Genomic DNA, 12,012 nt, shown 5'->3' with positions numbered 1-12,012 from the left:
CGATTTGCTCCCGGATCCCGTTCAGCGGCCGTTGGCGTCGTTGTCGTCGCGCAGCGGAATGCGCGAATTGCGGTCCATTTCCGCGCGGCGCGAAGGCCAGAAGGCCCACGCGATAAGCCCCGCGAAGAACACGACCAGCCAGACCATCTGGACGCTGCCGATCAGACTCATCATTTCCTGTTTATCCATGGCGGCGCGCCCCCTTACTGCGTCAGCTGTTCGGGGCGGACCGACTTGAAGTCGACCAGCGTGCCGAGCATCTGCAGATAGGCGACCATCGCGTCCATCTCGGTGACCTTGGCGGGGTCGCCGCCGAAGGTGGAAACGATCGTCTTGGGATAGCGCTTGACGATATCCGCCGCACCGTCGGCGTCGGGGTTCTGTTGCGCTTCCAGATCGGCCTTGGCGTTGTCGATCTGCGCTTGCGTGTAGGGCACGCCAATGATGCGCAGCGTTTTCAAGTGTTCGGCGATGTCGCCATACGCCAAGGGCCGCGTCGCCATGAACGCGTAGCCCGGCATGATTGATTCCGGCACCACGGCGCGCGGATCGATCAGGTGGGCGACGTGCCAATCGTCGGAATACTTGCCGCCGACGCGCGCGAGATCGGGGCCCGTGCGCTTCGATCCCCATTGGAAGGGATGGTCGTACATCGACTCGGCCGCGAGGCTGTAATGGCCGTAGCGTTCGATCTCGTCGCGGAACGGACGGATCATCTGGCTATGGCAATTATAGCAACCCTCGCGGATGTAGATGTTGCGCCCGGCGAGTTCGAGCGGCGTGTAGGGGCGCACCCCTTCCACGCGCTCGATGACCTGTTCGTTGGCGAACAGCGGCACGATCTGAACCAAGCCGCCGATGGCGACCGTGATCAGCGTGGCGACGGCCAGGATGACGACGTTCTTTTCGAAGATCGCGTGACTGAACTTGAAGGCCATGTTTCGCCCTCCCCCTCAGGCCGCGGCCGCTTGCGGCACGCTGACGCGTACCGGCGCGCCGGCCGTGATGGTTTTGTAGAAGTTGTAGGCCATGATCAGCGCGCCCGCGAGGTAGAGCACCCCGCCCAAAGCGCGGATCACGTAGAACGGATGCATCGCGGCGACCGTTTCGACGAACGAGTATTGCAGGAAGCCGTACTCGTCATAGGCGCGCCACATCAGGCCTTGCATGATGCCCGACACCCACATCGCGGTGATGTAGAGCACGATGCCCAACGTCGCGATCCAGAAATGCCACGCGACCAGACGGGTCGAATAGAGCGCGCGGCCCCACAGCACCGGCACCAGATAGTAGAGCATGCCGAAGCTGACGAAGCCGACCCAGCCCATCGCGCCCGAATGCACGTGGCCGATAGTCCAGTCGGTGTAGTGCGACAGCGCATTGACCGCCTTGATCGACATCATCGGCCCTTCGAAGGTCGACATGCCGTAGAAGGCGACGGCGGTGACCGAGAAGCGCAACGACGCATCGGTGCGCAGCTTGTCCCACGCGCCCGACAGCGTCATCAGGCCGTTGATCATGCCGCCCCAGGACGGCATCCACAGCATGATGGAGAAGGTCATACCCAGCGTCTGCGCCCAATCGGGCAGCGCGGTGTAGTGCAGATGGTGCGGGCCCGCCCAGATATAGAGGAAGACCAGCGCCCAGAAGTGCACGATCGACAGGCGATAGGAATAGACGGGGCGGTTCGCGGCCTTGGGAATGAAGTAGTACATCATGCCCAGGAAGCCCGCGGTCAGGAAGAAGCCGACCGCGTTGTGGCCGTACCACCACTGGATCATCGCATCCTGCACGCCGGACGGCACCGTGTAGCTCTTCCAGCCCAGGAAGCTGACCGGCAGTTGGATGTTGTTGCCGATATGCAGCATCGCGATGGTGATGATGAAGGCGAGCAGGAACCAGTTCGCGACGTAGATATGCGGTTCCTTGCGCTTCATCAGCGTGCCCGCATAGACGACGAGATAGACGACCCAGACGATCGTGAGCCAGAGGTCCACGAACCATTCGGGCTCCGCGTATTCCTTGCCCGAGGTGATGCCCATCACGTAACCGAGTGCCGCCATCACGATGAAAAGCTGATAGCCCCAGAACACGAACCAGGCGCCCGCCGAGCCCATGAACATTTCCGTCCGGCAGGTGCGCTGGACGATATAGAAGGAGGCGCAGAGCAGCGCGTTGCCGCCGAAGGCGAAAATCACCGCCGAGGTGTGCAGCGGACGCAGACGGCCGAAGCTCGTCCATTCGAGCCCGAGATTGAGCGCGGGGAATGCGAGCTGCGAAGCGATCACCACGCCGACCAAAAAGCCGACGCAGCCCCAAAAGATCGTCGCGATCGCGGCGGCCCGAACGACATCGTCGTTATAGGCCGGCGCAGCCCCCGTTGCGGCGTGGGCGGGCGCGCCCGACGCGGTGGCGGCAAGTGCCATTTTGCTCCCCTTTGCTGTCCGGTCTTCTTGGCGTCGAGTATGGCGCCAAAAAGCCCGGCTGGACTCCGATGCTTGACTATCGTCCTTCGACGGACGGAAAACATTGATCCAGGTCAAGGTAACGGCGGCTCAACCGCCGCAAGATGCGACCAATTAACGCTGGTCCGAATACCGTTGGGAGCTCGACGCCATGCCGGAAGCCATTCCCGTCTTCGCCAGTCCTTCGCCCCGAATCCGGCTGGTGCCGGTCGATCGGCCCTGGGTCTGGCTTGGCAAAGGCTGGGACGATTTCCGCCGCGCCCAAAACACCAGCCTGACCTATGGTGGTGCGATCGTTGCCGCAAGTTATGCGGTTGTCGCGGCGCTTTGGTGGTTCGACCAGATCTACGCCTTGTGGCCTTTGGCCGCGGGCTTCCTGTTCGTCGCACCGCTGCTGGCCGCCGGGATCTACGACACCAGCCGACGCCTGGAATTGGGCGAAACCCCCGATTTCGCCACCACGGCGGGGGCTTTGGCGCGCAACCCCGAACATCTCGCCTATCTCGGCTTGGTGCTGGCGGTCTTCAATCTGTTCTGGGTGCGCTTCGCGTTGTTGCTGTTCGCGCTGTTCTTCGGCGCGCCGCGCAACAATATCCGCGAGTTGATCGATCTGACGCTGTTCTCGCCCGGGGCGTTGCCGTTCCTGATCGTGGGCACGGCGCTGGGCGCGATCCTCGCCGCCTTGGTCTTCGCGATTTCCGCGATCTCGATCCCGATGCTGCTCGACAAGCGCGACTGTACCGTATGGGTCGCGATCGCCACGTCATGGGTCGCGGTGCGCGCGAATTGGAAGCCGATGGCGCTGTGGGCGGCGCTGATCGTCGCCTTCACCGGTTTCGGGATGGTGCCGTTCTTCCTGGGGCTGGCGATCACGATGCCGCTGATCGGCCACGCCACTTGGCACGCCTATAAAGATCTGGTGATCGACTAAAGCGCGCGCCACGCCATCCAAAACAGCAAGCTGGCGTTGATCAGCATTAGCGCCGGCGAGAACTGCGCCATCGTGGCTTTCCAGCGTTTGGCGGCCATGGCGCCGGCGAATCCCACCACCAGCAAGGCGGGCATGGTGCCCAGCGCGAAGGCGGCCATCGCCAGCGCCCCTTCGCCCGCCCCGCCCGCACCCGCCGCCGCCGCCAGCGCCGCGTAAAGCAAACCGCAGGGCAAGAAGCCGAGCGCCAAGCCCAAAGCGAAACCGCGCATGGGGCCTGGATTTTCGATCAACGGGCGCACGAACCGGCCCAGGCTTGCGGCGATGAAACCGCCCGTCCCGCCAAAGGCCCGCCCCAACGCTTGCAGCGCGAACAAGGCGCCCGCCACCGCCAACAAGGCGGGCATCGCGAAGCGCAAGCCGGGCACCGAGCCCAACGCCCCGCCCAACCCGCCGAGCACGGCGCCGAGGAAAACGTAGGTGATCGCGCGCCCGAAATGATAGGGCAGCAACGCCGCCCCGGCGAGGCGCGTCGGACCCGTTCCCATCCGCGCGAGCGTTTGCGCCATCACGAACGGCCCGCACATCGCCGCGCAATGCGCGAAGCCGCCGCCCAACGCCGCCAGAAACATCGCCAGCGCCAGACCCCATGGGCCGTCGGCGAAAGCGAGCGCCAGATGCGTCGGGTGTTCCACCCTATTCGGCGGCTTTCGCCGCGCGCGATTCACCCGCACGGAACGCGGCGAGTGCGGCGGGAACGGCCTTGCCGGTCGCGATCTTGGCGCCGTGCAGCGTCAATGCGCTTTCCAACGCGACCAGCGTGGTCAGAACCGTATCCTTGCGCGCGTTGTAGCCCATCGTGCCGATCCGCCAGATCTTGCCGTGCAGAGGTCCGAAGCTGGTGCCGATTTCGATCGCGAAATCGTCGAGCATGGATTTGCGCACCGCGTCGCCCTGAACCTCGGCGGGAATATAGACGCCCACGACATTGTTCATCCGCGACGTTTGGTCGCCGAACAGTTTGAGGCCCATCGCCTTCAACCCGTCGGCCATCGCCCCGCCCGCCACGCGATGGCGTTCGACGGCGGTGTCGATACCTTCCTCGACCAAAATCTTCGCGCATTCGCGCGCGGCGTAGAGCATCGACGTCGCTTCGGTGTGGTGGTTGAGGCGCTTGTCGCCCCAATAATCCATCACCATCGCGAGATCGAAATAGTTGGAACGGATGCGGGCACCATTGCCCGGCACATCCGATGCGGTGGCGATGCCCTGCTCCACGTGACGGCGGCGAACGATCGCGGCTTCGGCGCGCGCGCTCAGTGTGATCGGTGCCGAGCCCGACGGCCCGGCCAGGCATTTCTGCAAACCGGCCGACACGCAATCGACTTCCCACGCGTCGGTTTCCAGCGTGTTGCCGCCCAGCGACGCGGTCGTATCGGTATAGAACAGCGCGTCGAACTCGTGCGCGATGGCGCCCACGCCGGCGAGCGGCTGAAGCATCGTCGTCGACGTATCGCCCTGGCACAAAGCCAGCAGACGCGGCCGGTGCTTCTTGACGAGATCGCGGATTTCGTCGAGCGGAAAGACCGTGCCCCATTCGCGTTCGACCGTGATCACCTCGGCGTCGCAGCGGCGCGCGATCTCGGCCTTCAAATGGCCGAAGCGGCCGAAAACCGGAATCAGCACCTTGTCGCCCGGCTCGATCAGCGAAACCATCGCGGCTTCGATGCCCGCGCGCGCCGTGCCGTCGATCAGCATCGTCCATTTATTCGTGGTTTTGAACACGCCGCGATAAAGCCCCATCGTCTCGTTCATCAGCCCCGTCATCGACGGGTCGAACTGCCCGATCAGGGGGGTCGCCATGGCGCGCAAAACGCGCGGATCGGCGTTGATCGGGCCCGGGCCCATCAAAAGGCGGGCGGGCGGGTTCAAATCGGCGTAACGGGTCATAATCGGGCTACCTTTCGGGCCGGGAAACTGGGGCAAAACGCCGTAACTGGCAAGGGCTGCCCCTCCCGTGCTAAGCGGTCATTCCTTAAATTCTTAGCAATTCCCGGACCCGCCATGCTCGACCGCGCTTATGTCCTCGCCAATGCCGACAAGGTCGCCGAAAACTGCCGCAATCGCGGCGTGGACGTCGACATTCCGGCCTTCGTCGCCGCCGAGACCGCGCGCCGCGACGCCGACAAGGCGTTGCAGGCCGCCCAGACCGAGGCCAACGCGCTCGCGTCGGACAAGTCGCTGTCGGTCGACGAGAAGCGCGAGCGCGGCAAGGCGCTGCGCGAAAAGCGCGAGGCGCTGAAAGCCGAAGTCGACAAGCGCACGGAAGAAGCCGACGCGCTGCTGTGGCGCATCCCGAACATGACGCATCCGGCCTCGCCCATCGGGCGCGACGATCACGACAACAAAGAGATCGAGCGCAATGCGGTCGCGATTCCGAAATTCGACTTCGCGCCGCGCGATCACGTGGCGCTGGGCGAGCTTCACGGCATCATCGATACCGAAGGCGGTTCGAAGGTTGCGGGGCCCGGCTTCTACTTCCTGAAGGGCGACGGCGCGCTGCTGGAACTCGCTTTGCAGAATTTCGCGGTGAATTTCCTGGCGCAGCGCGGCTACGTGCCGCATATCACGCCCGATATCGCGCGCGATTCGATTCTGCTGGGGACGGGCTTCGTGCCGCGCGGCAACGAGACGAACACCTATCACATCGAAGACACCGACCTGTCGCTGATCGCGACGGCCGAGATCACGTTGTGCGGCCTGTACCAGGACACGATCCTGGACGCCGCGCAGTTGCCGATCCGCATCGCGGGCGTGTCGCATTGCTTCCGCACCGAGCGCGCGGCGGGCCGTGCCACGCGTGGGCTTTATCGCGTGCACCAATTCACCAAGGTCGAAATGGTCGTGATCGCCCCGCCCGAGCAATCGGAAGCGCTGCACCAGGAATTGCTGACCAACGAGCGCGACATTTTCAACGCGCTGGAAATTCCCTATCGCGTGCTCGATATCTGCACGGGCGATCTGGGCGCTGCCGCTTATCGCAAATACGATTTGGAAGCCTGGATGCCGGCGCGTGGGCAAGGCGGCGAGTTCGGCGAGATCACGTCGACCTCGAACTGCACCGAGTTCCAGGCGCGACGCCTGAACATTCGCTATCGCACCGAGCCCAAGGGCAAGCCGCTTTACGTCCACACGCTGAACGGCACGGCGATCGCGCTGGGCCGCGCGATGATCGCGATCCTGGAGAACAACCAGCAAGCCGACGGCTCGATCGTGGTGCCCAAGGCCCTGCGCCCGTTCCTGGGTAAGGACGTTCTGACGCCGCCGCCGGCGAAGTAATTACGCCTCGAACTCGAACGCCGTGCCGTATTCGCGTTCCAGCACCACGGTGTGGTGATCGACCTCGTTCGTGTCGGCGAGTTCGAGGTTGAAGAAATCCATTTGCTTCGCCGCGAAGAACGGCCCCGCATGCCACGTGCCGGCATGCAGCTTGATCGCCATACCGCCGGGCACTTTGAACGCAACGATATCGTCGAGCGCGGGTTTGGCGTCCGGATCGTCGAGCCCCTTGGGCGGGGCGACGCCCAAATACCAATCCTGACCGAGCGTCGAGGCCAAACACTGCGTCACGCGGCGATGGCGGGTGATCTGGCGAAAGCCCAAGCCCCGCCCCTCAAGCCGCATCACGTAGAAGCGCGGCTTGCCCCTCGACAGGTCGAGCCCTTCGGCCTCATGCCCCGGCAGCGGTGCGCCATCGGGGGCGGGCAAAATCGCCTCGCCATAAGGCGCGAAATTTTCGCGCGTCAAGGCGAGCGGCTTGAGCTTGCGGATTTGGGGCGGGGCCAGCTTGGTCACGGTTGTCATGGCGCCGATCATACAAGAATCGGGCCGGATGCGCTTTAGGCGGGCAGCACGAAATCCTTCGGCGCTTCGTCGGAGCGATAGGCGCGGGTTTGCGCCACGTCGCGCAAATCCTTGTGCTGCAGCCCGAAGAAGAACGGCGGCTGGGCCGGGCGGTGGATGTTGAGCTTGACGTTGAACGCTTCCATCGTGCGGGCACGGCCGATGGGATAGGCGAAACTTTTGATGTCGAACGTGCCGGGTGCGATTTCGTCGCCGGTGAGATAGAGCTTGATGCCCGAGACTTTCTCCGCCCCCAGCATCACGTTGTCGAAATCGCCCAGACGTCGTTGGGCCAAACCCACGAAACGCGGCGCATCCAGCGTGCGATAGATCATGCCCTTGCGCGGGGCGCCTTCGGCCATCGGGCGCTGGAAGGCGCCGATCAGAATCTGGCCGGGCAGCGTGGCTTCGAGCAGGCTTTGCGTATCGTCCTCGATCTCGCCCAGCACGTCGTTATGGATTGCGGGACTGCCGCCGCCGCGCGGCAGCGAGAACTCCCAGCCGCCGCCGACCGTGAACGCGGCTTTGACTACGGGGGCCGCGGCTTCGTCGCGCGCGCGTTCCAACCCGTTCTCGGCGAGGGTGAGCGACAGAAGGCAGAACAGATCGATATCCGCCTTCCAGCCTTGGCGCCGATTCCACAAGCGATAGCCCTTGCCCGTGGGCGCACGCCCCAGATCGATATCCGACCCGGCCGTTTCCAGACGCTCGGCCGCGATATTGATCGAATAGGACAACGTCGCGAGCTGCGCGATGCGCTGCGCCGTCGGCAAGGCGCGGAACCCGTCGATCTCGATGCGCGACATCGCGTGAAATTCGGTGCGCCGGATCGCGTAGCGGCCGATCGAGGCTTCCAGCGCCGACAGCATTTGCGGCGTACCCCACCAGGGACCCGCCTGAATTTCCTCCATGCGCAGCCGCGCGCGCGTGCAAGTTTGGGCGAGCTGCTGCAAATCCAAACGCTCGCCGCGCAACAGCGCGGGCTCGCTGGCGGCCAAGGCGGGTAGATCGGCGATGCGCGCGGTGGCGACGATCAGCGTCGTGCCGTCCAGCGTCCAGGCCGCGACGAAGCGCGAGCCCAGCTGCCAGAGTTCGCCCAAGCGCTTGTCGATCGCGTGCAGCGCAGAGCGGGCATCGGTGACGGGACGATCCTGGCGCATGATTAGAAACGGTAACCGATCAATCGTTACCGAACCCTTGCGACGCGGGATGCGCGCGGGTTCAGGCGGAAACGTCGATGCGTTGGCCCCGGCCGGAAGCGGCGGGCGGTGCCGGTGCGGGCTGTTGGGGTGCGGCTTGCGCGGGTGCGGAAATGGCCGTGCGGCCCGCCGCGCGTTCGGCCCGGGCGGGGGCCGTGCGCGGCCCCACCGGGCTGATCACGTCGGGCAGCGGATAGAGTTCGGCCATTTCCCGACCTCAGGCGAAGAAACTGACAGTGCCGCCGCGCGAGGCTTGCGTCGACGTGTTGGTCGATGGCGGCGTGGTGTCGGGGCGTTGCTTGATGTCGAGCGCGCGCTGCGCGATGTCCGACTCCACGCGCGGCGCCGCCGGACGCTGGGCCTTGCGCGCGGCAAGGGCGTCCTGAACCGAAAATACCGACGGCGTGATGGTCGTACTCATGATTTTCGAATTATACGCCCGGCCCCGGCGATGGTCGAGTCAGTGCGCCTGCGACCAATTCGCACCCTCGCCGCAATCGACGACAAGCGGCACCGACAATTCTACAGATGGTGCCGGGGAATTCTCCATCACGCGGCGAATCAGCGCGATCGTGGCGTCTTTTTCCTTCGGTGGCACTTCGAACAGAAGTTCGTCGTGCACTTGCAGCAACAACTTCGCCGATAGTTTCGCCTCGGCCAACGCCGCCGGTATACGCGCCATCGCGCGCTTGATGATGTCGGCCGCCCCGCCCTGCAAGGGCGCGTTGATCGCCGCGCGTTCGGCGAAAGCGCGCATCGCCGGATTCTTGGAACCGATTTCGGAAAGCCAAATGCGGCGCCCGAACGGCGTGGTCACATAGCCCTGCTTGTGGGCCTGTTTCTTGGTCGCATCCATATAGGCGCGAATGCCGGGATAGCGCTTGAAATAAGCGTCGATATAGGCCCGCGCCTCGCCCTGGGGAATGCCGAGCTGACGCGCGAGACCGAAGGGCGAGATGCCGTAGATGATGCCGAAATTGATCGCTTTGGCGCGGCGGCGCGTTTCCTTGTCCATCTTGTCGATGGGCACGCCGAACATTTCCGACGCGGTCGCGGCATGAATGTCGAGCTTGTTGCGGAACGCGTCCTTCAACGTTTCGATATCCGCGACATGGGCGAGCAAGCGAAGCTCGATCTGCGAATAGTCGAAGGACAGTAGCGTCGTGCCCTTGGCCGCGATGAAGGCTTCGCGGATCTTGCGGCCTTCCTCGGTGCGCACGGGGATGTTCTGCAAATTCGGATCGTTGGACGACAAGCGCCCGGTCGCCGCCCCGGTCATCGCGAAGGACGTGTGCACGCGATGCGTCTTCTCGTCGATCGCTTCGATCAGCGCGTCGGTATAGGTCGATTTGAGCTTGGCGAGCTGGCGCCAATCGAGCACGCGCTGGGGCAGTTCATGGCCCGTGGCGGCGAGATCGTCGAGCACGTCCGCCCCCGTGGCATAAGCGCCCGTCTTGGTCTTGGACGGCGCCTTGCCATCGGGAAGCTGCAAGCCCAGCTCGTCGAACATCACCTTGCCGAGCTGCGCGGGGCTGCCGACATTGAACGGATGACCGGCAAGCTTGTGGATCGTCTTCTCCAGCTCGTCCAAGCGCAGGGCGAAATCGTTCGACAAGCGGCGCAGCGCATCGCGATCGACCGCGATTCCGTTCTGCTCCATCGTCACGATCGCGGGGATCAGCGGCCGCTCGACGCGCTCGTAGAAAGCGAGCAAGCCTTCATCGGCCAGACGCGGGCGCAGACGATTCCACAAACGCAGCGTCACTTCCGCGTCTTCGGCGGCGTAGTCGCGCGCCTTGTCCAGCGCCACTTGCGCGAAGGAAATGCGCGCTTTGCCGGTCCCCGTCACGTCGTCGTATTTGATCGTCGTGTGGCCGAGATGCGCTTCGGCAAGTTCGTCCATGCCGTGGCCATGACGCCCGGCATCCAACACGAACGAGATCAGCAACGTGTCGTCCACCGGCCCGAATTCGGCGATGCCGGCCCGCATGAAGACCTGAATGTCGTATTTTAGGTTATGGCCGATCTTCAGCACGGACGGATCGGCGAGCAGCGGCGCCAGACGCTTCAACACGTCTTCGGCCTTCAACTGGCCGGGCTTCAATTTGACGCCGCCGCCGAAATCGAGCTCGCCCGCCGCCCCCGGCTCGACATGGCCGAGCGGCACGTAGCACGCATGGCCTTCCTCGACCGCCATCGAAATGCCGACGAGGTCGGCGTTGCGCGCGTCGAGCGACGTGGTCTCGGTATCGATCGCCAGACGCCCGGCCGCCTTGGCCTTGGCGATCCACGCATCGAGCGTTTTCAGATCGTCGACCAGATCGTATTTCGCCGGGCCCGACGGGGCCGCCGGTTCGGCGGCAGCGGCGGGCGATGCGGATGGAACGGCCGCGCGCGGGGCGGGCATCGGCCCGCCGTCGGTCAACCAGCCCATATTCTCGAGCCGGCCGATCGTCGACCGGAAGCCTTGCTCGGCCAGGAAGCCGCGCAATTTCGCGGAATCGGGCTTCTTGATCTCGAAACTCTCGACCGGCACCGTGACGGGCACGTCGGCCTTCAACTGCACCAATCGGCGGGAGACAAGTGCGAGTTCCTTATTGGCGATCAGGCTTTCGCGGCGCTTGGGCTGTTTGATTTCGCCCGCACGCGCCAGCAGCGCATCGAGATCGCCATAGGTGTTGATGAGTTCGGCCGCGGTCTTCACGCCGATCCCCGGCACGCCGGGCACGTTGTCGGTCGAATCGCCGGCGAGGGCTTGCACGTCGACGACGCGGTCGGGTTTCACGCCGAATTTTTCCAGCACTTCGGGCTCGCCGATGCGCTTCTGCTTCAACGGATCGAGCATCTCGACGCCCGGGCGCACGAGCTGCATCAAATCCTTGTCCGACGACACGACGATTGCGGTCCCGCCCTGCGCCAGCGCATGCGCGGCATAGGTCGCGATCAGATCGTCGGCCTCGTAGCCCGGCATTTCGATCGCCGGCAGGTCGAAGGCGCGCGTCGCTTCGCGCACCAGCGCGAACTGCGGAATCAGATCCTCCGGCGGATCGGGGCGATGGGCTTTGTATTCGGGATAGAACTCGTTGCGGAAGCTTTTGCGCGAGGAATCGAAAATCACCGCGATGCGATCGCCCGCATGGCTTTCGATCAACCGCACCAGCATGTTGACGAAGCCCTGCACGGCGCCCACGGGCGTGCCGTCGGCGCGCGTGAGCGGCGGCAAAGCGTGATAGGCGCGGAAGATGAAGCCCGAGCCGTCGACCAGGCACAGGCGATGCGGCGCTTCGACCGGCTTTTTACTCAATGCCCGTGTCCGCGCGAAGCGCCCGCCTTCAGCACGAATTTCTGATCGCAATAGGGGCATTCGACCGTACCGTCGGCGCCCATCGTCAGATAAACGCGCGGATGGCCGAGCGCCCCGCCGCCGCCGTCGCACGCGATCTGCGATTCCGCGACTTCGATCGGCTTCTGGGAAACGGGGGTGGCGGCGTTGGCGGTCATGGGCGTCGGGCTTTCG

Annotated in this window: 13 protein-coding genes; 2 read left to right on the top strand and 11 right to left on the bottom strand. The window is 64.5% G+C overall.

The window, feature by feature from the left end; all coding sequences use genetic code 11:
- Positions 1 to 21 precede the first annotated feature (21 nt).
- Genes J0H39_19850 through ccoN form a run of 3 tightly spaced genes read right to left on the bottom strand, consistent with a single transcriptional unit; the run spans position 22 to position 2,426 of the window.
- A complete protein-coding gene (locus J0H39_19850; GenBank protein MBN9499011.1) occupies positions 22 to 174 on the bottom strand; it encodes a cbb3-type cytochrome c oxidase subunit 3 in 153 nt (50 codons plus the stop codon).
- A 29-nt stretch (positions 175 to 203) separates the two neighbouring features.
- Positions 204 to 938, bottom strand: a complete 735-nt coding sequence (ccoO, locus tag J0H39_19845; protein MBN9499010.1) for a cytochrome-c oxidase, cbb3-type subunit II — start codon at positions 936 to 938, stop codon at positions 204 to 206.
- 15 nt (positions 939 to 953) lie between these two features.
- A complete protein-coding gene (ccoN, locus tag J0H39_19840; GenBank protein ID MBN9499009.1) occupies positions 954 to 2,426 on the bottom strand; it encodes a cytochrome-c oxidase, cbb3-type subunit I in 1,473 nt (490 codons plus the stop codon).
- 190 nt (positions 2,427 to 2,616) lie between these two features.
- On the opposite strand from ccoN, the gene J0H39_19835 reads away from it, so the two are divergent.
- On the top strand, positions 2,617 to 3,396 hold the full coding sequence (locus tag J0H39_19835; protein ID MBN9499008.1) for a DUF2189 domain-containing protein: 780 nt from the start codon (positions 2,617 to 2,619) through the stop codon (positions 3,394 to 3,396).
- Here the strand turns inward: J0H39_19835 and J0H39_19830 are convergent.
- A complete protein-coding gene (locus J0H39_19830) occupies positions 3,393 to 4,025 on the bottom strand; it encodes a sulfite exporter TauE/SafE family protein (GenBank protein ID MBN9499007.1) in 633 nt (210 codons plus the stop codon). The two genes, J0H39_19835 and J0H39_19830, sit on opposite strands and share 4 nt — an antisense overlap.
- 64 nt (positions 4,026 to 4,089) lie before the next feature.
- A complete protein-coding gene (locus tag J0H39_19825) occupies positions 4,090 to 5,343 on the bottom strand; it encodes an alanine--glyoxylate aminotransferase family protein (GenBank protein ID MBN9499006.1) in 1,254 nt (417 codons plus the stop codon).
- 114 nt (positions 5,344 to 5,457) lie between these two features.
- Here J0H39_19825 and serS point away from each other — a divergent pair, with 114 nt between their 5' ends.
- On the top strand, positions 5,458 to 6,732 hold the full coding sequence (serS, locus tag J0H39_19820; GenBank protein ID MBN9499005.1) for a serine--tRNA ligase: 1,275 nt from the start codon (positions 5,458 to 5,460) through the stop codon (positions 6,730 to 6,732).
- On the opposite strand, the gene J0H39_19815 is transcribed toward serS, so the two are convergent.
- From J0H39_19815 to J0H39_19790, 6 genes are all read right to left on the bottom strand, one after another.
- Positions 6,733 to 7,257: an ureidoglycolate lyase gene (locus J0H39_19815; protein MBN9499004.1), complete on the bottom strand. Its 525-nt coding sequence runs from the start codon at positions 7,255 to 7,257 to the stop codon at positions 6,733 to 6,735.
- Positions 7,258 to 7,292: 35 nt separating this feature from the next.
- Positions 7,293 to 8,456 carry a hypothetical protein gene (locus J0H39_19810; GenBank protein ID MBN9499003.1) on the bottom strand — a complete coding sequence of 388 codons (1,164 nt, stop codon included), beginning with the start codon at positions 8,454 to 8,456 and terminating at the stop codon, positions 7,293 to 7,295.
- 61 nt (positions 8,457 to 8,517) lie between these two features.
- Complete coding sequence (locus J0H39_19805) at positions 8,518 to 8,703, bottom strand: hypothetical protein (GenBank protein ID MBN9499002.1); 186 nt, start codon at positions 8,701 to 8,703, stop codon at positions 8,518 to 8,520.
- 9 nt (positions 8,704 to 8,712) lie between these two features.
- Positions 8,713 to 8,916, bottom strand: a complete 204-nt coding sequence (locus J0H39_19800) for a hypothetical protein (protein MBN9499001.1) — start codon at positions 8,914 to 8,916, stop codon at positions 8,713 to 8,715.
- A gap of 39 nt (positions 8,917 to 8,955) precedes the next feature.
- Positions 8,956 to 11,859 carry a DNA polymerase I gene (gene polA / locus J0H39_19795; GenBank protein MBN9499000.1) on the bottom strand — a complete coding sequence of 968 codons (2,904 nt, stop codon included), beginning with the start codon at positions 11,857 to 11,859 and terminating at the stop codon, positions 8,956 to 8,958.
- Positions 11,796 to 11,996 (bottom strand): zinc-finger domain-containing protein, encoded by a 201-nt coding sequence (locus tag J0H39_19790; protein MBN9498999.1) that lies wholly within the window; start codon positions 11,994 to 11,996, stop codon positions 11,796 to 11,798. Before J0H39_19790 ends, polA begins: the two co-directional genes overlap by 64 nt.
- Between the last annotated feature and the right edge of the window lie 16 nt (positions 11,997 to 12,012).

The sequence above is a fragment of the Alphaproteobacteria bacterium genome, assembly GCA_017308135.1.
Lineage (GTDB): Bacteria > Pseudomonadota > Alphaproteobacteria > CACIAM-22H2 > CACIAM-22H2 > Tagaea.
The sequence above is the reverse complement of the archived record's forward strand: the minus strand, read 5'-3'. Positions and strand labels throughout refer to the sequence as shown.

What these genes read in the sequence shown, in the direction of transcription:
- J0H39_19810 (MBN9499003.1), bottom strand. Translation starts at nt 8,456, where the DNA reads ATGCGCCAGGATCGTCCCGTCACCGATGCCCGCTCTGCGCTGCACGCG.
- polA (MBN9499000.1), bottom strand. Translation starts at nt 11,859, where the DNA reads ATGCCCCTATTGCGATCAGAAATTCGTGCTGAAGGCGGGCGCTTCGCG.
- J0H39_19790 (MBN9498999.1), bottom strand. Translation starts at nt 11,996, where the DNA reads ATGACCGCCAACGCCGCCACCCCCGTTTCCCAGAAGCCGATCGAAGTC.
- J0H39_19830 (MBN9499007.1), bottom strand. Translation starts at nt 4,025, where the DNA reads ATGTTTCTGGCGGCGTTGGGCGGCGGCTTCGCGCATTGCGCGGCGATG.
- J0H39_19850 (MBN9499011.1), bottom strand. Translation starts at nt 174, where the DNA reads ATGATGAGTCTGATCGGCAGCGTCCAGATGGTCTGGCTGGTCGTGTTC.
- J0H39_19805 (MBN9499002.1), bottom strand. Translation starts at nt 8,703, where the DNA reads ATGGCCGAACTCTATCCGCTGCCCGACGTGATCAGCCCGGTGGGGCCG.
- serS (MBN9499005.1), top strand. Translation starts at nt 5,458, where the DNA reads ATGCTCGACCGCGCTTATGTCCTCGCCAATGCCGACAAGGTCGCCGAA.
- J0H39_19815 (MBN9499004.1), bottom strand. Translation starts at nt 7,257, where the DNA reads ATGACAACCGTGACCAAGCTGGCCCCGCCCCAAATCCGCAAGCTCAAG.
- ccoN (MBN9499009.1), bottom strand. Translation starts at nt 2,426, where the DNA reads ATGGCACTTGCCGCCACCGCGTCGGGCGCGCCCGCCCACGCCGCAACG.
- J0H39_19825 (MBN9499006.1), bottom strand. Translation starts at nt 5,343, where the DNA reads ATGACCCGTTACGCCGATTTGAACCCGCCCGCCCGCCTTTTGATGGGC.
- J0H39_19800 (MBN9499001.1), bottom strand. Translation starts at nt 8,916, where the DNA reads ATGAGTACGACCATCACGCCGTCGGTATTTTCGGTTCAGGACGCCCTT.
- ccoO (MBN9499010.1), bottom strand. Translation starts at nt 938, where the DNA reads ATGGCCTTCAAGTTCAGTCACGCGATCTTCGAAAAGAACGTCGTCATC.
- J0H39_19835 (MBN9499008.1), top strand. Translation starts at nt 2,617, where the DNA reads ATGCCGGAAGCCATTCCCGTCTTCGCCAGTCCTTCGCCCCGAATCCGG.